At 73.1% G+C, this 18087-nt stretch carries 21 protein-coding genes; 12 read left to right on the plus strand and 9 right to left on the minus strand.

All coding sequences use genetic code 11. The features are described 5' to 3' along the window. Positions 1 to 301 precede the first annotated feature (301 nt). Complete coding sequence (locus EAO77_RS21180; protein ID WP_147989861.1) at positions 302 to 850, plus strand: DM13 domain-containing protein; 549 nt, start codon at positions 302 to 304, stop codon at positions 848 to 850. A gap of 152 nt (positions 851 to 1002) precedes the next feature. Here EAO77_RS21180 and EAO77_RS21185 read toward each other — a convergent pair whose 3' ends face one another. Further along, complete coding sequence (locus EAO77_RS21185; RefSeq protein WP_147989862.1) at positions 1003 to 1563, minus strand: DinB family protein; 561 nt, start codon at positions 1561 to 1563, stop codon at positions 1003 to 1005. A 26-nt stretch (positions 1564 to 1589) separates the two neighbouring features. On the opposite strand from EAO77_RS21185, the gene EAO77_RS21190 reads away from it, so the two are divergent. Next, the gene (locus tag EAO77_RS21190; RefSeq protein ID WP_147989863.1) at positions 1590 to 2816 is read left to right on the plus strand and encodes an AraC family transcriptional regulator ligand-binding domain-containing protein; all 1227 of its coding nucleotides are present in this window, start codon (positions 1590 to 1592) and stop codon (positions 2814 to 2816) included. A 69-nt stretch (positions 2817 to 2885) separates the two neighbouring features. Here EAO77_RS21190 and EAO77_RS21195 read toward each other — a convergent pair whose 3' ends face one another. From EAO77_RS21195 to EAO77_RS21210, 4 genes are all read right to left on the minus strand, one after another. Then, a complete protein-coding gene (locus EAO77_RS21195) occupies positions 2886 to 3359 on the minus strand; it encodes a hypothetical protein (RefSeq protein WP_147989864.1) in 474 nt (157 codons plus the stop codon). Positions 3360 to 3702: 343 nt separating this feature from the next. Next, a complete protein-coding gene (locus EAO77_RS21200) occupies positions 3703 to 4239 on the minus strand; it encodes a hypothetical protein (protein ID WP_147989865.1) in 537 nt (178 codons plus the stop codon). Between the two features lie 112 nt (positions 4240 to 4351). Next, positions 4352 to 4861, minus strand: a complete 510-nt coding sequence (locus tag EAO77_RS21205) for a hypothetical protein (RefSeq protein WP_147989866.1) — start codon at positions 4859 to 4861, stop codon at positions 4352 to 4354. A 204-nt stretch (positions 4862 to 5065) separates the two neighbouring features. Then, on the minus strand, positions 5066 to 5536 hold the full coding sequence (locus EAO77_RS21210; protein ID WP_147989867.1) for a DUF1348 family protein: 471 nt from the start codon (positions 5534 to 5536) through the stop codon (positions 5066 to 5068). Positions 5537 to 5654: 118 nt separating this feature from the next. Here EAO77_RS21210 and EAO77_RS21215 point away from each other — a divergent pair, with 118 nt between their 5' ends. From EAO77_RS21215 to EAO77_RS21245, 7 genes are all read left to right on the plus strand, one after another. After that, positions 5655 to 6209: a TetR/AcrR family transcriptional regulator gene (locus tag EAO77_RS21215; RefSeq protein WP_147989868.1), complete on the plus strand. Its 555-nt coding sequence runs from the start codon at positions 5655 to 5657 to the stop codon at positions 6207 to 6209. A gap of 84 nt (positions 6210 to 6293) precedes the next feature. After that, complete coding sequence (locus EAO77_RS40220) at positions 6294 to 6959, plus strand: hypothetical protein (protein WP_261994076.1); 666 nt, start codon at positions 6294 to 6296, stop codon at positions 6957 to 6959. 183 nt (positions 6960 to 7142) lie between these two features. Then, on the plus strand, positions 7143 to 7592 hold the full coding sequence (locus tag EAO77_RS21225) for an SRPBCC family protein (RefSeq protein WP_147989869.1): 450 nt from the start codon (positions 7143 to 7145) through the stop codon (positions 7590 to 7592). Between the two features lie 186 nt (positions 7593 to 7778). After that, positions 7779 to 7961 (plus strand): hypothetical protein, encoded by a 183-nt coding sequence (locus EAO77_RS21230; RefSeq protein WP_147989870.1) that lies wholly within the window; start codon positions 7779 to 7781, stop codon positions 7959 to 7961. A 279-nt stretch (positions 7962 to 8240) separates the two neighbouring features. Beyond that, positions 8241 to 8720 (plus strand): hypothetical protein, encoded by a 480-nt coding sequence (locus tag EAO77_RS21235; protein WP_147989871.1) that lies wholly within the window; start codon positions 8241 to 8243, stop codon positions 8718 to 8720. Continuing rightward, on the plus strand, positions 8720 to 10798 hold the full coding sequence (locus EAO77_RS21240; RefSeq protein WP_147989872.1) for a SpoIIE family protein phosphatase: 2079 nt from the start codon (positions 8720 to 8722) through the stop codon (positions 10796 to 10798). The genes EAO77_RS21235 and EAO77_RS21240 overlap by 1 nt, the downstream gene beginning before the upstream one ends. Positions 10799 to 10920: 122 nt before the next feature. After that, a complete protein-coding gene (locus EAO77_RS21245) occupies positions 10921 to 13200 on the plus strand; it encodes a catalase (protein ID WP_147989873.1) in 2280 nt (759 codons plus the stop codon). Between the two features lie 115 nt (positions 13201 to 13315). Here the strand turns inward: EAO77_RS21245 and EAO77_RS21250 are convergent, their stop codons facing one another. The 3 genes from EAO77_RS21250 to EAO77_RS21260 form a co-directional block, all read right to left on the minus strand. Continuing rightward, entirely contained in the window at positions 13316 to 14524 is a 1209-nt protein-coding gene (locus EAO77_RS21250; RefSeq protein WP_187283342.1) for a glycosyltransferase, read from the minus strand. Between the two features lie 141 nt (positions 14525 to 14665). Beyond that, the gene (locus EAO77_RS21255; RefSeq protein ID WP_147989875.1) at positions 14666 to 15040 is read right to left on the minus strand and encodes a VOC family protein; all 375 of its coding nucleotides are present in this window, start codon (positions 15038 to 15040) and stop codon (positions 14666 to 14668) included. A gap of 178 nt (positions 15041 to 15218) precedes the next feature. Then, complete coding sequence (locus tag EAO77_RS21260) at positions 15219 to 15644, minus strand: arsenate reductase ArsC (protein WP_147989876.1); 426 nt, start codon at positions 15642 to 15644, stop codon at positions 15219 to 15221. A gap of 93 nt (positions 15645 to 15737) precedes the next feature. On the opposite strand from EAO77_RS21260, the gene EAO77_RS21265 reads away from it, so the two are divergent. Next, positions 15738 to 16046, plus strand: a complete 309-nt coding sequence (locus EAO77_RS21265) for an ArsR/SmtB family transcription factor (protein WP_147989877.1) — start codon at positions 15738 to 15740, stop codon at positions 16044 to 16046. Beyond that, positions 16043 to 17155 (plus strand): ACR3 family arsenite efflux transporter, encoded by a 1113-nt coding sequence (gene arsB, locus EAO77_RS21270; protein ID WP_147989878.1) that lies wholly within the window; start codon positions 16043 to 16045, stop codon positions 17153 to 17155. The genes EAO77_RS21265 and arsB overlap by 4 nt, the downstream gene beginning before the upstream one ends. A 66-nt stretch (positions 17156 to 17221) precedes the next feature. Here the strand turns inward: arsB and EAO77_RS21275 are convergent, their stop codons facing one another. Then, a complete protein-coding gene (locus tag EAO77_RS21275) occupies positions 17222 to 17593 on the minus strand; it encodes an ArsR/SmtB family transcription factor (RefSeq protein ID WP_147989879.1) in 372 nt (123 codons plus the stop codon). 254 nt (positions 17594 to 17847) lie between these two features. Here EAO77_RS21275 and EAO77_RS21280 point away from each other — a divergent pair. Continuing rightward, the coding region (locus EAO77_RS21280; protein ID WP_147989900.1) for an FAD-dependent oxidoreductase at positions 17848 to 18087 on the plus strand (240 nt) is incomplete at its 3' end.

The following is an 18087-nucleotide window of genomic DNA, read 5'->3' on the forward strand; positions in this document are numbered from 1 at the left end:
CCGGGGTCCCGCCGCAGGGCCCGCCGGACCTCCGCCGTCAGCTCGGATCGTGGTGGGTGACGCTTCGGGATCACCGTCGTGGAGGGGTACGGACTCTCGGAGACGAGCAAGCGTGAACTGCGCGACGAGGGCGGCCGTGTGAGGGGCGCCGCCCGGTGAGCGAGGCGCCCCCGCCACACCGCCGGCACCGCCGCCTGAGCCGTCACGGCGGCGCCGGACCGGACGGACGCGCGAATCCGCGCCCGTCCGGCCGCGGCACGTGGAATGCTCACGCCACGGAGTCGGACGAAGGAGGACCGGGGTGACGGGCGCGCGACGACGGTGGGCGGCGGCGGTGGTGGCCGCCGGAGTGCTGGCGGCGGCAGGGCTGTACTGGTTCCAGCCGTGGAAGCTGTGGCAGGACACGAAGGTGTACGAGTCCCTGCCCGCGGCCTCGTCGCCCGGCAGCGGCGAGGCGACGGAGCCCGGTCGGCCCGCGCCCGAGGGCGGCGACCGGCCCGTGACGGTCGCGAGCGGGGAGTTGATCAGCCACGAGCACGCGACCACGGGGACGGCCCGGCTCGTGCGGCTGGCCGACGGTTCCCACATCGTCCGGCTGGAGGGTCTCGACACCAGCAACGGCCCGGACCTGAAGGTGCTGCTGACCGACGCGCCGGTCACGAAGGGCCGGGCGGGCTGGCACGTCTTCGACCAGGGCGAGCACGTCTCCCTCGGCAAGCTCAAGGGCAACCGGGGGAGCCAGAACTACCCGCTTCCCGCAGGCGTCGACCCCGCGGCGTACAGCAGCGTCAGCATCTGGTGCGACCGCTTCGACGTGTCGTTCGGGGCCGCGGAACTGATCGGCTCCTGACGCCGCCCGCCCCGGCTCGCACCCGGGTCGCACGGCCGGGCCGGGCCCGGCCATGCGTGGGCGGGCCCCCGACAGAGGCGTCGGCGGGCCCACAGGGCGTGCGCACCGCCGAGGTTCCCGTCCGCCGTCCCCGTAGCCCCCGCAGGCGGGCGCTACTGCCCCACGCGGCCGTCGACGCACTCGCGCAGCAGGTCGGCGTGGCCGCAGTGGCGGGCGTACTCCTCGACGCGGTGCACCCACAACTCCCGGACGGACGTGTCCTCGTACTCCAGGCGGGCGCCCAGGTCCGCGTGGGCGGCCAGCGCCGCGTCCGTCGCCGCCTGTTCACGGGAGAGATCGGCGAAGGCGCTGTCCACGAGTTCCCGCTCCGCGAGAGCGCCCTCGAAGTCGCCGTCCTTCTCCCCGTACAGCCGGGGCGCCCGTTCCTCGGGCACGATCCAGTTCCGCCAGTCCCGCTCGACCTCGGCGAGATGGCGGACCAGCCCCAGCAGGGACATCGTCGAGGGGGGCACGGACCGGCGCGCCAGCTGCTCCGGGCTCAGTCCCTCGCACTTCATCCGCAGGGTCAGCCGGTAGCCGCTCAGGAAGTCCTTCAGCGTCTCCAGCTCACCGTCCGGACTCGCTCCGCCACTGTTGCGGGGGTCGTCGTCCGGGTCCGCCCACATGTCGGGGTAGACGCTCGCCTGGGTCCAACGCTCGGGTAGGTCGCTCACCGGCTGGATGATCCCCCTCACCGGACTTGCAGGCAACCGAATATCCGGCGAGCTGTCCCGCCATGGGCGGCGGGCGTCCGGACGCGCAGGCACCGGCGCCCCTCCCCCTCCGGCTGATCAAGGACGTGCGGACGCTCACCTTCGAAGCGAGCGACTCCAGCCCCGTCTCACCTCTATGCTCGGCGACCGTGGTCTCGGACACGCACCAGGGGACGACCTCGTCCGCCCTCGCACGGCTCAACTTCCATGCCGCACGGCTGCTCGGCGTACCCGACACGGGATACCGGCACCTGCCGGGCCTGGCGCCCGAGCACCTCAACGACGACCGGTGCCGTACCCCCGCCTCCACGAGCGTCCGTATCGCGGAACTGGCGACGGGGCACACGCCGTGGCCGGAGCTGTCCCGGCTGCTGGCACGGGAGTCGGGCATCGGAAGCCTCGGTGTCTGGGACTACCTGATCACGTCGGCACCGACCCCGCTCGAAGGGATCCGGGACGCCTCCTCCTACTTCGCCACCGTCGCCGACGTCGCCACGGACACCCTCCGGATCACCGAGGACGGCGCCCATACCGTCATCAGCCATGTCAACCGGGCGGACCTCGCCCACGAGGCGGCCTGCGCCGTGCGCGCCTACGCCCTCGGTCTCTACCAGCGGCGCCTCAGCGAGGCCGCGCAGCGCCGGCTCGTCCCCCTGCGCGTCACGCTGGCCGCCGAAGCACCGGGCCGGCACGGCGCCTTGAGCGAGCTGTACGGGACCCGCACCATCGACTTCGAAGCCCCGCACACCTCGATGACCTTCCTCACCGCCGACCTGACGACGCCCAGCCCCTGCGCCCAGCCGGGGCTGCCCGCCCTGCTGCGAGGCCACGCCGAGCGGGCCCTCGCCACCGCCGTCCCCCTGCGCGACTGGCTCGACCTCTTCCGCACCGCGCTCGCCGCCGCTCACGACCGGGGCACACCGACCCTGGCCGCGGTCGCCCACCGCCTGGACGTCAGCCCACGGACACTCCAGCGCCGCCTCGACGAGCACGGCACCACATGGAACGGCGAAGCCGAGACGCTGCGCCGCGACCGCATCACGCAGTTGCTCCACCACACCGACCTCACCGTGGACGCGATAGCCGTCCGAAGCGGCTACGCCGACGCACGAGCCCTGCGCCGTGCCGTCCAGCGGTGGTACGGCACCACTCCCGCCGCGCTGCGCCGCGAGGGGACGGCGCCCGCCCGCGCGGTCGTGACCGAAGGCGTGTGAACGCCCGGGTGTGACGGACGGACGGGCTCCCTGCCGGCCACGGCGGACGTCCGCCCCCGTTCCGCCGGGTCACTGGGGCGCGAGGTACCCGCCCCACGTGTAGTTGCCGCTGTACGGCGGCAGCCACGAACCGGACTGCATGATCGCCGGTGCGTTTCCACCGTTGCGCAGGGAGCACTGGCTGACGTACCTGCCGGTGTACGGCATCTCCGCGCTGATCGTGCAGTACCAGGTGTACGTACCGGCCTGGAGGTAGATCCTGCGGCTGGCCAGGCTTCCGTCCACGTGGGCGCCGTTGCTTGCGTCCGAGGTGGACAGGGCCCAGACGTAGGTGCCGTCGGCCAGGTAGATGCTCCGGACCTGCGAGGTGATGGCGCTGGACTCGGGTGAATCGGTGATCCACTGGGTGCGGTTGAGGTAGGCCGTGGACGCCGCGGAGGCCTGAGTGACCGTCAGCAACAGCGCGGCCGCGGCGGCCGCGACCGACGCCGCCCACCGCCGTCGGCCCGTTGCCGGGGCGCCGAGGATGCGATGCGTATTCATGACTGCTCCCAGAACGGTCCGGTGACAGGGCAGGCGGTTCGCACTGCCGGGAATGCCGCCACGCTACGGCCGCGGGGATCACCCGGCACGGGACATCACGCGCCGGTCAGGGGACCCCGCGTGCCACGGGGCCTGCGGCGTGACGTCGCAGGGCGGGCCCCGGAGGCCGGGGGTTCCGGGAGCAGGCGCGGACCGCCGCTTCCCGTGCGCCGGGGCCGCGATAGTGGTTCCTGTGCCCGGCGCCGGGCGCAGGGCACGGCGCCGGGTGCCCGCCGGGAGGGCCGGCCGGTCGAGGAGGGTCGGCGACGCGGCCGGTTCCAGGTGTCCAATGGCCGACGCCGGGTCAGGCACCGCCGGAGGCGTGCGCCTGCAGAAAGGCCCCCGCGTGGGCCGCGGCCTCCTCCTTCGTCGCGTGCCGCGCGCCGTCGGCGGTTCCGCCCCGCACCCCGTCCGCGCCCGTGCCGGCCCACCGCCAGCCGCCGGACGCGGGGTCCCGCGCCAATTCGGCGGACCCTCCGCACAGTTCGACCCTGCCGTCCGTCCGTGCGGTCGTGGTCGCCGGCCGGCTGACGGCGTCGGGCCACTTCTTGCGGGCGCCCTGCCGCGTGATGCCCCAGACGGCGCCCATCTGCTCGTAGCTCGCGCCGTAGGACCCGGCCGTGCCCGCCGCGATCGCCGTCAGCCGTTTGACTTCGGCGTCCACCACCTTCCATGCGGCCAGGACGGAGAGCGTGACCTCGACGGGGTCCGCGTCCCACATGCGGTCCTCGGGCTGCCCCGTCGTGCGGGAGCGCACGGCGGAGGCCAGGGGGTGGAGGGCGTCGTGCAGCGCAGTGTCGAGTGCCGCACGTTCTTCGGGGGTGATCTCGAAGGAGGCCATGTGGCAACCATAGTTAACGTCGCCTCATGTGTAAACCGAAGTTGTCGCACGGTCCTCCGGGGTCGCGGCGCGGACGTCACCCCCCGGGCGGCATGCGTCGCCAGACCTTCCGTCACAGATGCCGGCTCTCGTGGTAGATCCGCCGGTGCCACCACCCGTCCCCGCGCCACGGCCGGCGGTGGGCGAAGGGGTCGGGGAGGGTCCTGCGGGACAACTCCTCGTCGAGGGGCGCCAGCAGCGCCGCCAGCTCCTTCCGGGCGCGCGGCGGCAGTCGTCGCAGGACCAGTTCGAGGACGTCCCGCGCGGCGGCGACGTCGTCCTGGAGGTCGCACCCCGTGCAGCCGCAGATCGACAGTCTCAGATACAGCGGGCGGCCGGGGAGGGCGAGGAAGCGGCGGTAGGACTCCAGGGCCGTGGCGGTGGCACCGGGCCACAGGCCCTCGTCGTACGGCCGCCGGCACTCGGTCCGGTGGACGGCCGACACCGAGCGCCCGGAGAGGCGGTCCAGACGGGTCGGCCAGGGGACGGGGAAACTCTCGTTCCACCAGGGGCGCGCGCCCCGGTGGAACACCGGGGGCTCCTTCTGCAGCGCCCGCAGGGCGCCGGGCCGCTTACGCGGCATGGGCCTTTCGGTCAGTGATCATGGGGGCGATGGTGACACCGGGCCCGGTCTCCTGTCCAGAGGCGGGCGCCTTCCCCTGCCCCCCGCCCGGAGCACCGGCGCAGCGGGAGGGGGTGTCCGGGCCTATCCCCTCGACGACGCGGGCGTCGGCCGTGCGGTCGAGGCGTTGTGATCCCGGCTGGTACCGGTGGCCATCGCCGTCTGTCAGAAGCCGAGGTCGCTGAGCCCCGGGGAGCGGTCGGGGCGAGGGCCGAGCGGCCAGAAGCAGGTGCGCTCCGATGCGGCGATCGGCAGGGTGTTGATCGAAGCGTGGCGGGTGTGCATCAGTCCGTGCTCGTCGAACGCCCAGTTCTCGTTGCCGTACGAGCGGTACCAGTTCCCTGCGTCGTCGCGGTGCTCGTAGGCGAAACGCACCGCGATGCGGTCGTCGCCGTAGGCCCACAGCTCCTTGATCAACCGGTAGTCGAGTTCGGTGTTCCACTTGCGGGTCAGCAGCGCGACGATCGCCTCCCGCCCGGTGGCGAACTCCGAACGGTTGCGCCAGCGCGAGTCCACCGTGTATGCCAGCGACACCCTTTGCGGGTCACGGGAGTTCCATGCGTCCTCGGCGAGGCGGACCTTCTCGACGGCGGTTGCGTGGGTGAACGGCGGGACGGGCGGGCGGGTGTCGCTCATGCCGGCTCCTTGCTCAGGGTGCACCGTCGCTCCGGTGCATCCGTCCAACGGGGAGAACGAGCGTTCTCCCCGTGTCCGCTAAAGTAGAGAACGCTGGTTCTCCAGGCAAGGGGCAGATATGTCGGATCACGGAGCGGCGCAGGAACGGGCACTCGACGCAGCCGAAAGCCTCTTCTACCGCCGTGGCATCCAGGCTGTGGGAATGGACGCCGTCCGCAACGCCTCCGGCGTGTCCCTCAAGCGCCTCTACCAGCTGTTCCCGTCGAAGGAGGCGCTCGTGCTGGCGTTCCTGCAACGGCGGGACGAGCGGTGGCGGCAGGCGCTGGCCCACCACGTGGAGGCACACCCCGCACCGGACGAGAGGATCCTCGCGGTCTTCGACTGGCTGCACACCTGGTTCTCGGAACCGGACTTCCGCGGGTGCGCCTTCATCAACTCGTTCGGCGAGCTGGGCGGGATCTCGCCCGGGGTCGCCGAGCAGGCCATGCTGCACAAGCGTGCCTTCCGCGAGTACCTCGCGGCCCTCGTCACCGCCGCCGGGCGTCCGGCGGACCTCGCGGACCACGTCGCGCTGCTGGCCGAAGGAGCCATGGTCACGGCCGCGATCACCGGCAGCCCCGGACCGGCTCGCCAGGCGCGCAGCGCCGCACGCCTGCTCATGGGCGCGTCCTGAAGGGTGAAGCGGCGCCACGGGTGACCGTCCTGGAGCGGCCGGCACGGCGGGGGCCGGGGCGGCGCTCTCCGTAGAGTGGGGAGTGTGCCGCTCTCCGTACATGCCCTCGCCCACAGGCTGTTGACCGTCGAGGCCGTCGCCGAACTGGTCGGTCTGCCTGCCGAGCCGAAGATCCCCGACGAGGCCGTGGCGGAGGCGGTGCGGCGGCGCGGATGGAGCTGGGAGCACGACCTGGTCGGCGACGCGTTGGTCACCGGGCACGGCCATGTGCTGTGCAGCGAGGGATACATCCCCTTCGGGGCCCCCGGGGACCGGCAGTTCCTGGTGTTCGGCGAGGTCTACCCCGTCGACCCGGACGACGACGACATGCTCAACGGACCATGGCTGTTCGGCCTCATGGACGACTGGCAGGGGCAGCCCGGCTGGACCGGGACGCGGCCGGCGACCGTAGAGGACTGCGAGGACGTACTGGCCGGTGCGGCCCGGGCCGTGACCCTGTGTCTCGGCTCTGCTCCCGAACGGACCGTCGTGTCGGACGCCGCCGTCGTCACCGGCCCCGCCATGACCCACCGCGTGTGGCGCACCCCCACCCACGCCCTGATCCTCGGCCCCTGCGCCGACAACGGCCCCTACGGCTACCTCACCCACCTCCAACTGTCCTGCACCCCCCTCGCCTGCGGCCCCGACCTGCCGCCCGCGACGGACGAGGACGCCCTGGAGAAATGGATCACCGCTCACGTCGACTGGTGACCGGTGCGGTCGCGGCGTGCACGCCCCCTTCGCCCCCGGGCAACCGGCGCCCGCTTCCGGGGATGTCGGCCCGCATACGGTCCGCGGCCATACATCAGGGCGATCGGGGCACCGGAGCGGGCAGGGAAGATCTCCCCTCGTTCGGCCGGGTACCCCCGGCCGGTGGACAGGAAGGAAGTTGTCGTGTCGCAGGTCGAAGAGTCCGTCGAGGTCGCCGTTCCCGTCCGCACCGCATACGACCAGTGGACCCAGTTCGAGTCGTTCCCGAAGTTCATGGACGGTGTGGAACGCATCGAGCAGCGCACCGACTCGGTGACGCACTGGGTGGCGAAGATCGGAGGGGTCACCAAGGAGTTCGACGCGAAGATCACCGAGCAGATCCCCGACGAGCGCGTCGCCTGGACGACGCTCGGGGGCGAGGTCGAACAGGCCGGCGTGGTCACCTTCCACCGCCTGGACGACGCGCGGACGAAGGTCATGCTGCAGCTGGACTACGACCCGGACGGCATCGCGGAGAACGTCGGCGACAAGCTCGGCTTCGTGCAGCGGCAGGTCACCGGCGACCTGAAGCGGTTCAAGGAGTTCATCGAGGATCGCGGCCACGAGACCGGTGCCTGGCGGGGAGAGATCTGACCCCGGCCCCCGCACGCTCGACACCGCACCGGCCGGTGCGCCGACGGCGCCGGTGCGGGACCGAGGCGACGGCCCGCGCCCTCCGGCGCGGGCCGTCGCTTTCCGGACACCTGGTACGCGCATGCATGCCGGTCCCGGGGGAGTGGCACCCGCACCTCCAGGGACCGGCCCGACGAAGGAGCCCGCATGAACGACAAGAAGCACGAGACCGCCATGGACGAGGTGCTTCGCGAAGCCGAGAAGGCCGCAACCGGCCGGAACCGCGCACGGCGCCGGGACAAGGACTCCGAGGAGGCGGATGCCCTGTCGCCCAGCGTCGAAGCCCAGGAATCGGTACAGAGGGACGACGGACGCCGCGGCGACCGCTGATCCGCACGGTGTCGTCCGGGGTTGCCTCCGCGCGACGGAGCGACCGCCCGCCCGCCGGGGCGGCGGGGGACGGCCCGGCATCGGGCGTCCGCCCCGCGCTCGCTCGTGCGGCGTTCCGCGGCGCGGGGAAGGCCCGGACCGCACAGGCCGTGCCCCCAGGTCCCGGCTCGTGAGGTCGGGTCCGCGCTGCCGCCTTCCGCGTCGGCGACCGCGATGGGCGCTCGGTCACGGCCGGGCCGACGGACTGCCGTCACCACCCACTGGGCGTATTGTCCGATTATGAGTGATGCTCGGTGCGACTGGTGCGGTGCGTCCCTGCCCGCCCCGGCGGCACGCGGTCGCCGGTACTGCCGCGCCGCGCACCGGCAAGCGGCCTGGCGGGCCCGGCGCCGGTGGGAGCGCGCCGCGCGCGAACGGAGCGAGATGGCCGTGGCCGCCACCGGTCTCCTGGCCCGCGTGCAGGCCCTCGTCGCCGAGCAGGGGAGCGGGCTCCCTCCGGCGGACCTGAGCGGCGGGTGCCACTGCGCCGCGGCGGCCGACGTGCCCCAGTGGGCCGCGCAGCTGGTCCGTTCGGCGGTCCGGGCCGACCGGAGGGCAGGGGTGAGCTGGGCACAGATCGGCGGCGCCCTCGGCATCAGCGGGGAAGCGGCCAGGGCTCGTTACGGGCGGACGCGCGCATCCCGGCGCTCCGTTCCGCCGGGCGGCGCCGCCCGGCGCATCGCACCACCGGCCCCTTCGCGGGTGCGGGCGGGCAGCTGATGGACACCGCCCTGACCGACCTGCTGGGGGAGTGCGGTGCGTCCGCCGGGCTCCTGTACGTCCTGGCACCGGACGGCGACGCCCTGTGGCTCGTGGTGATGACCGGTGCGCCGCCGGAGATGGCGGGCCCCTGGCGGCGCGTGGCGCTGCACGACCCGGTGCCCGTCGCGGACGCGGTGCGCGAGCGGCGCCTGGTGTGGGTCGGCGGGCAGGAGGAGATGGCACGCCGTTACCCGAGGCCGGCGCTCGTGCTGCCGTACGACTTCGCCCTCGCCGCAGCGCCGTTGACCACCGGCACGACGATCCGGGGCGGGCTGGTCCTGCTGTGGCCGCACGCCCACCCGCCGACGCTCAGCCCCGAGGAGCAGGACGCCATCGACGCGGGCTGCCGCCGGTTGGGCCACCTCCTGCTGCAGGCGGCGGACCGCGGCGATCCGCTGCCGCTCGGCCGGACGCGGATCCTGCCCCCGCCACCGGGCCCGGCCCTCTCACCCGCCGAGGCCCAGGCCGTCGCCGGATTCCTCGACCGCCTGCCCGGAGGCTCGTGCGCCCTCGACCTCAACGGCCGCATCACCTTCGTCACCCCGGCCGCCGCCCGCCTCCTGGGCGCCGATCCGGACGGCCTGGTCGGAGCGCTGCCCTGGGAGGCCCTGCCCTGGATGGACGTCCCCCAGGTCGAGGACCGCTACCGAGCCGCCATGGTCAGTCGGCAGCCCCAGGCCTTCACGGTCCTGCGCCCGCCGGACAGCTGGCTGTCCTTCGAGCTGTACCCGGACGCCACCGGCGTCAGCGTCCGCATCACCCCCGGCGCGGCCCAGGACACCGCTCCTCCGACGGCGGCGCCCGCCGCCGGCCCCGGCCGTGCCACCGTGCTCTACCACCTGATGCACCTCGCCACCACCCTCACCGAGGCCGTCGGCGTGCGGGACGTGGTCGACCAGGCCGCGGACCAGCTCATGCCCGCCCTGGGCGCCCAGGGCATGGTGCTCATGACCGCGGAGGACGGCCGCCTGAGGATCCGCGGCCACCGGGGCTACCGCGACGAGCTGATGAGCCGTTTCGACAACACTCCGCTGAGCCCGGACATCCCCGCCGCCGACGTGCTGACCACCGGCGACCCCGGCTTCTTCCCCACCATCGCCGACCTGCGGCGCGCCTACCCGGCCACCACCCACGAGGACGGAATGGCCGCCTGGGCCGTCCTGCCGCTGATCGCCTCGGGCCGCCCCATCGGCTCGCTCCTCCTCGCCTACCGGCACCAGCACCCGTTCGCGCCCAGTGAGCGGGCCGTCCTCACTTCCCTGGCGGGCCTGGTCGGCCAAGCGCTGGACCGGGCCCGGCTCTACGACAGCAAGCAGGAACTGGCCCACCGGCTCCAGTCCGCCCTCCTGCCCCACACCCTGCCCCGCGTCCCCGGTCTGAAGGTCGCCGCCCGCTACCTGCCCGCCGCCCGGGGCCTCGCCATCGGCGGCGACTTCTACGACCTCATCCGTCTCGACGCACACACCGCGGCCGCGGCCATCGGCGACGTACAGGGCCACAACGTCGACGCCGCGGCCCTCATGGGGCAGGTCCGCACGGCCGTCCACGCCCACGCCACCGTCGGCGCTCCGCCCGACCACGTCCTCGCCGCCACCAACCGGCTCCTCACCGACCTCGACCCCGGCCTGTTCACCAGCTGCCTGTACGTCCACCTCGACCTCGCCCGGCAACGCGCCTGCCTGGCCACCGCAGGCCACCCGCCGCCCCTGCTGCGCCACGCGGACGGACGCACCGAACTCCTGCGGGTCCCGCCCGGCCTCCTCCTGGGCATCGACCCCGACACCCCGTACCCGACACTCGAATTCGCGCTGCCACCAGGATCCGTGCTCGCCCTCTACACCGACGGCCTCGTCGAGGCCCCCGGGGTCGACCTCGACGACGCCATCGCCGCACTGGCCGGACTCCTGGAACAGACGGATCCGGCCGACCTCGACGCCATGGCCGACACCCTCATCCGGCACGCCCCCGCCCCCGGCGACGACATCGCCCTGCTCCTCCTGAGCCCCCGGGCGCCGGACCGGGCGGCCGGCCCCTGACGGCAGCTCACCGCACGACCGGCCCTGCGTTCGGGGACAGATCCGGACAGACCAATACCCGGTTCGAACGCACCGGTACGGGACACAGGTGTAGGGCACCGTCCCCTGTGTCTGGAGAAGCGATGTCCGAGAAGAACCCGGTAGAGGCGGTCGCCGACGCGATCGCCGACGTGCTGCACACCGGCCCGGCAGCGGCCGAGGGCCCCGAGGAGGGAGTCCCGGGAAAGCCGGGCCCCGTTTCCCCGCAGGTGGCCGAGCCGGTGGAACCGGTCGAGCCGCTGCCCCCGAAGGCCGACCAGAGCGGCCCGGAGACCGTCGGCCCGACCGGGCAGCCCACCGGCGCGGAGCAGGCGAGGGTCGCCCAGAGCGGCGCGTACCTGACCACCGCGCAGGGCACTCGCGTGCGCGACTCCGACCACTCCCTCAAGGCCGGCCCGCGGGGACCCGTGCTGCTGCAGGACCACCATCTGCGAGAAAAGCTCATGCACTTCGACCACGAGCGGATCCCCGAGCGCGTGGTCCACGCCCGCGGCTCCGCCGCCCACGGCGTCTTCCAGTCGTACGGCACCGCGCAGTCGGTCACCAGGGCGGCGTTCCTCGCCAAGGACGTCGAGACGCCGGTGTTCGTGCGGTTCTCCACGGTCCTGGGCTCGCGCGGCTCCGCCGACACCGTGCGCGACACCCGCGGCTTCGCCACCAAGTTCTACACCGAGGAAGGCGTCTTCGACCTGGTCGGGAACAACATCCCCGTCTTCTTCATCCAGGACGCGATCAAGTTCCCCGACGTCATCCACGCCGGCAAGCCGCATCCGGACCGGGAGATCCCCCAGGCACAGAGCGCGCACGACACCTTCTGGGACTTCGTGTCGCTGCACACGGAGGCGACCCACCACACCCTGTGGAACATGTCCGACCGCGGCATCCCCCGCTCCTACCGGATGATGGAGGGCTTCGGCGTCCACACCTTCCGCCTCGTCAACGCCGAAGGCGTGACCACACTGGTGAAGTTCCACTGGAAGCCCAGGCTCGGTGTGCACTCCCTGGTGTGGGAGGAGGCGCAGATCATCGCCGGGGTGGATCCCGACTTCCACCGCCGCGACCTCTTCGACGCCATCGAGTGCGGGGCCTTCCCGCAGTGGGAGCTGGGCATCCAGACCTTCCCCGACAACGACGACCAGATGTTCGAAGGGATCGACCTTCTCGACGCCACGAAGATCGTCCCGGAGGAGCTCGCGCCGGTACAGCCCGTCGGGCTGCTGACGCTGAACGCGAACCCGTCGAACTTCTTCGCCGAGGTGGAACAGGTCGCCTTCCACACCGGCCACTTGGTCCCGGGCATCGACGCCACCGACGACCCGCTGCTCGCCGGACGGAACTTCTCCTACCTCGACACGCAGATCACCCGCCTCGGCGGCCCCAACTTCCCGCAGCTGCCGATCAACCGCTCCCACGCGCCGGTCAACGACATGCAGCGCGACGGCATGCACCAGACCGCCGTGCACCGTGGCGTGGCCCCCTACAAACCCAACAGCCTCGACGGCGGCTGCCCCTTCTTCGCGGGCGCCGACACCGGCGCGTTCATCGAGGTACCGGTGGAGCTGCCGGCAGGACGCAAGGTGCGCGAGGCCCCCGCGTCCTTCGCCGACCACTACTCCCAGCCCCGGATGTTCTGGCTCAGCATGAGCCCCGTCGAGCGCGAGCACATCATCGCCGCCTACACCTTCGAGCTGGGCAAGTGCTACGAACAGGCCGTCAAGGAACGCACGCTCGCCGTGCTCGCCAACATCGACGGCGAACTGTGCGCCCAGGTCGCGGCAGGACTCGGCCTGCCGACACCCGCCGCCACCGAGCCCCTGGCCGACGTCGGTCCCAGCCCCGCCCTGTCGCAGGTCGGCCGCACCTGGCCGCTGGACGGACGCGTCGTCGGCATCGTCGCCGATCCGTCCGCCGACCTGAGCGGCGTGGGCGAGATCCGCGAGGCCGTCCTCGACGCCGGCATGGTGCCGCTGGTCATCGCCCCGGCGGGCGGAGTGCTCGACGCCGATGGTGCCGCGGTCACCGTCCAGCGCACGTTCGCCACCGCCCGCTCCGTCGAATTCGACGCGCTGGTCTTCGCGGGTGTCCCCGCGGCCGGCGCCGACGCGTACGGCGCCCGCGACGCGAAGGCGGGTTACCCGAGGCCCGCCACGACCGATCCGCGAGTCCTGGCGCTGCTGATCGAGGCGTATCGGCACGGCAAGGCCCTGGCCGGCTGGGGTGGTGCCCGTACCCTCTTCGAAACCGCCGGCATCGCCGCCGACGCCCCCGGCGTCGTCGTCGCGGACGATCCGGGCGGTGTCCGGCCCCTGATGGAACTGCTCGCCGCCCACCGCGTCTGGGAGCGGTGCCCCGGCGCGGTGTGACACCCGGCCGGCGGGGTGCGGACCGACGCCACGGTCCGCACCCCGCCGGCCCGCGGCCCGCCCTGTCGTGCCGGACCCGCACCTGCGCGGCACGGCGTCCCCGCGCGGTGGGGTGTCAGCGTGCCAGTCGGTCGAGGGCGGCGAGTACCGGTGCGACGCCGTCCTCCGCGGCCAGCCGTCCGGCGAGCACGCGGGCCCGTTCGCGGTGGGAGTCGTCCGCGGTCGCCCGGCGCACAGCGGCGGCGAGGGCGTCGGAGGTGAGCCGGCGCAGGGGAAGGACTCCGGGCGCGGTGCCCAGGGCCGTCAGGCGTGACGCCCAGAAGGCGGCGTCGAACTGGACGGGCACGGGCACGGTGGGGACCCCGGCGCGCAGGACGGCGCCGGTCGTGCCCGCTCCGGCATGGTGGACGACGGCGGCCATCCGGGGGAAGAGCAGCGAGTGGGGCACTTCGCCGACCGTGAGGATGTCGTCGCTCCCGGCGCTCAGCCCCGCCCAGCCGCGTTGCACCACGCCGCGCACGCCGGCCGTGCGGAGTGCGGTGACGATCTCGCGGCTCACCCGCCCGGGATCGGGAACGGTGGCGCTGCCCAGGCCGACGAAGACCGGCGGGTCACCGGCGGCGAGGAACTCCTCCAGCTCGGCCGGGAGCCGCCCGGTGTCCGGGGGCCACCAGTACCCGGCCACCTCCAGACCGGGCGGCCAGTCGCGGGGCCGGGGGACGACGAGCTCGCTGTAGCCGTGCAGGACCGTGCGGACCCGCGGGGGCCGGGACGGGTCCGGCGCCGCCAGCCCGTGGCGCCGCAGCGACCGGACGGAACGGGCGAACACCAGCTGCATCGAGGCCGTCACCGCCCGCCCGCTCAGCCGGTTCCCCACGGTGCCCCACGACCGCGTGCCCAGCACCGGGGCGACGAACTCCCCGGTCGGGTGGAGCGGTTGGAGAGGCAGCCCTACGGCGGGCAGCGACCGGCGCTCGGCGATGGCGTGGCCGAGTGGCCCCAGCGCCCCACCGACCAGCAGGACGTCGGCCGTTCCCGACGCCTCCACCAGCGCCTCCGTCAGAGCGTCGGCGGCCTCCCGGGCCATGGACACCAGCCGTACGAGCTTGCCCGCACCCGTCCTCGCGTCGTGCAGCCGCCGGCCCCGCCGGGAGTGCAACTCGGCCCGGGGATCGACGGGCAGCGGATGGAAACGCACTCCGGAACCGGCCGCGAGCGGCTCGAACACCGCGTGGGCGGCGAGCGTCACCTCGTGCCCGGCCCGGACGAGACCGGCGCCCAGACCCGCGTAGGGCGCGACGTCACCCCGCGATCCCGCTGTCATCACCACGATGCGCACACCGCCAGTGTGGCCCATCACCGGCGGGCGGCCCGGAAGGACGTGCCGTACCTGCCCGGCCGCTCAGCACTTCGGCGGCGGATGCGCAGCCGGCCGCACGGTCCCGACGGCGGACTCCGGCGGACTTCAGGCGCCCGGCAGGAAGAGGCAGAACAGATGGCCGTGGGGGTCGCGGAGGACCCGGACGTCCTTCTCGGGCTGGTGCTCCTCCAGCGTCGCGCCGAGGGCGCACGCCCGCTCGGTCTCCGCTGCCAGGTCGTCGACCTGCAGGTCCAGGTGTGCCTGCATCTGCTGTGTGCCGGGGCGCTGCGGCCACGTCGGGGGAGTGTGGTCGGTCTCCAACTGGAAGCTGAGGCTGGGCCGTTCCCGTTCCGGATCCTTCAGACGGACCCATTCCGGTGCGCGCTCCGCCTCCTCCCAGCCCAGCATGGCCCGGTAGAAATCCGCGAGCGCGGGGGGATCAGGTGTACCGAGGACAAAGGCACCGAGCGATGTCGTCATGTCTCCAGTCCTGCCCTCCGCGCCTGCCTCCACACACCCGCCCGGTTCCTCGACGGTGCCCGCCGGGCGAGGCCCGCCGGGCCCGAGGGAGATCTCCCTGACCGGCGGGCAGCGCGCGGGAACGGTCGGGGCCACGGGCACGTGGCCCGGGCCCCCGCCGGTCAGATGAGGGCGTCGTTCACGCCGTCGTCCCCGCCGCCGGCGCCGGGGCGATCTCGGCGATCAGGGCCTCGACGAGGGTCCTGATCTCGTCGCGGATCGGGCGGACGGCCTCGACGCCCTGTCCGGCCGGGTCGTCGAGTGTCCAGTCGAGGTAGCGCTTGCCGGGGAAGACGGGGCAGGTGTCGCCGCAGCCCATGGTGATGCAGACGTCCGACGCGCGGACCGCGTCGACGGTGAGGATCTTCGGTGTCGCGGCGGAGATGTCGATGCCGACTTCGGCCATGGCCTCGACGGCGGCCGGGTTGACCTGGTCGCCCGGGTCGGAGCCGGCGGAGCGGACCTCGACGCGGTCGCCGGCCAGGTGGGTCAGCCAGGCCGCGGCCATCTGGGATCGGCCGGCGTTGTGGACGCAGACGAACAGGACGGACGGCTTGTCGGCCATGGTGATCGCTCTCTCCCGTCGCACGGCGGACCCGGCCGCCGATGACTCCGCAGCCCGTCGTATCAGCGGGCGGTGATGTGACAGTATCAGCGCATGCTGACTTCAGTCGATCCTGATGTGATCCGGGCGCTGGGCGATCCGCTCCGCCTCCGGATCGTGACCCTGCTGGCGCGCGAGACGCTGTGCACGACGCACCTGGTCGAGGAGACCGGAGCCAGGCAGACCAACCTGTCCAACCATCTGAAGGTGCTGCGCGACGCAGGGCTGGTGGAGACCGAACCGTGCGGCCGCTTCACCTACTACCGGCTCAGGCCCGACGTCCTGGCCGGGCTGTCCGGGCGGTTCGCCGCGCTGGCCGACGCCGCCCGCACCGCTGCCGAGAACAAGAGGGCCTGCCCGTGACCTCCACCGAGCCCGCCACCGCCCCCGCTCCGGCCGGCGGAGGAGACGACTCGATCGTCAGCAAGCTCTCCACCCTCGACCGCTACCTCGCGGTGTGGATCCTGCTGGCCATGGCCGTCGGTCTGGGCCTGGGCCGCCTCGTCCCGGGGATGGACGAGGCGCTCGCGAGGATCGAGATCGGCGGGATCTCCCTGCCGATCGCGCTCGGCCTGCTGGTCATGATGTACCCGGTCCTCGCCAAGGTCCGCTACGACCGGCTGGACCGCGTCACCGGCGACCGCAGGCTGCTGATCTCCTCGCTGGTCGTCAACTGGGTCGTCGGTCCGGCGGTGATGTTCGCGCTCGCCTGGATCTTCCTTCCCGACCTGCCCGAGTACCGCACCGGGTTGATCATCGTCGGGCTGGCCCGCTGCATCGCCATGGTCATCATCTGGAACGACCTCGCCTGCGGCGACCGTGAGGCCGCCGCCGTCCTGGTCGCACTCAACTCAATGTTCCAGGTCCTCGCGTTCGGCCTGCTGGGCTGGTTCTATCTCGATCTGCTGCCTGGCTGGCTGGGCCTGGGCGACGGCGAGGGCCTGGACGTCTCCATGGGGGAGATCGCCCTGAACGTGGTCGTCTTCCTCGGCGTCCCGCTGCTGGCCGGCTTCCTCACCCGCCGGGTCGGTGAGAAGAGGATGGGCCGCGAGGGCTACGAGCAGCGCTTCCTGCCGAGGGTCGGACCGTGGGCGCTGTACGGACTGCTCTTCACGATCGTGATCCTCTTCGCCCTGCAAGGGAAGACGATCACCTCCCAGCCGCTGGACGTCGCCCGGATCGCCCTGCCGCTGCTGGTCTACTTCGCTGTCATGTTCTTCGGCGCCTTCCTGCTCGGCAAGGGCCTGGGCCTCGCCTACGACCGCACAGCGACCCTGGCGTTCACCGCGGCGGGCAACAACTTCGAGCTGGCCATCGCGGTCGCCGTCGCCACCTTCGGCGTCACCTCCGGCCAGGCCCTGTCCGGCGTCGTCGGACCCCTCATCGAGGTCCCCGTGCTGATCGGCCTGGTCCACGTCGCGCTCGCCTGGCGAAGGAGGTTCGCCGCCGGTGCGGTGACGACGGCCCCGTGACGCGGCACGGGGACGCGGCGGCGGCCGGGCGGGCTCGCCGGACCGCTGATTCCCCTCCGCCGGGCGTCAGGCCGTGGCGGGTACGGTCAGCAGCTTGCCCATCGCGGCGAGCACGGCCGGCTCGACCCGGTAGTACACCCAGGTGCCGCGCCGCTCGGAGCTGAGCAGACCGGCCTCCTTCAGCTTCTTCAAGTGGTGGGAGACGGTCGGCTGGGAGACGCCGACGTCGGAGATGTCGCACACGCACGCCTCCCCGCCCTCGTGCGAGGCCACGGCCGAGAACAGCCGCAGCCGGACCGGGTCGCCGAGCGCCTTGAACATCCGCGCCGCCGTCTCGGCCTCCACGGCGGTCATCGGGCGCTCGGCCAGCGGCGGGCAGCACGGCACCACATCCGGACCGTCGGCTTCGAGCAGCGGCAGCACCTTGACGTTCGACATGCGTCTATGTTGACACACGTCGAACCAAAGCGTCGCGGGGTGTCACGCCGGATGTCCGCCGCCTTCCCCGCCGCAGGCGACGACGGGGAAGGCGGGGAAGGCGGGGAAGGCGGGGAAGGCGGCGGCGTAGCGCCGGGCGGGCCGTTTCCCCCGCTTCTCTAATTCGATGAATGTCTATGTTGACGTTCATCGATGCGAGTGCCATGCTGGGAGTGCAATCCATCGACAGACGTCGAAACAAGCTAGGAGTCGCCGTGACCCCGCCCGCCACCACCCAGCTGCCCGTCATCGTGATCGGGGCCGGCCCCGCCGGTCTGGCAGCCGCCGCCCACCTCGTCGGCCACGGGCTCGATCCCCTGGTCCTGGAGGCAGGCCCCGCTGCCGGCGCCGCGGTGCGCGAGTGGGCCCATGTGCGCCTGTTCTCCACCTGGGGCGAGGTCGTCGACACGGCCGCCCAGAAGCTCCTGGCCCCCGCCGGCTGGACGAGCCCCGCC

This window comes from Streptomyces sp. T39 (assembly GCF_008042045.1).
GTDB lineage: Bacteria > Actinomycetota > Actinomycetes > Streptomycetales > Streptomycetaceae > Streptomyces.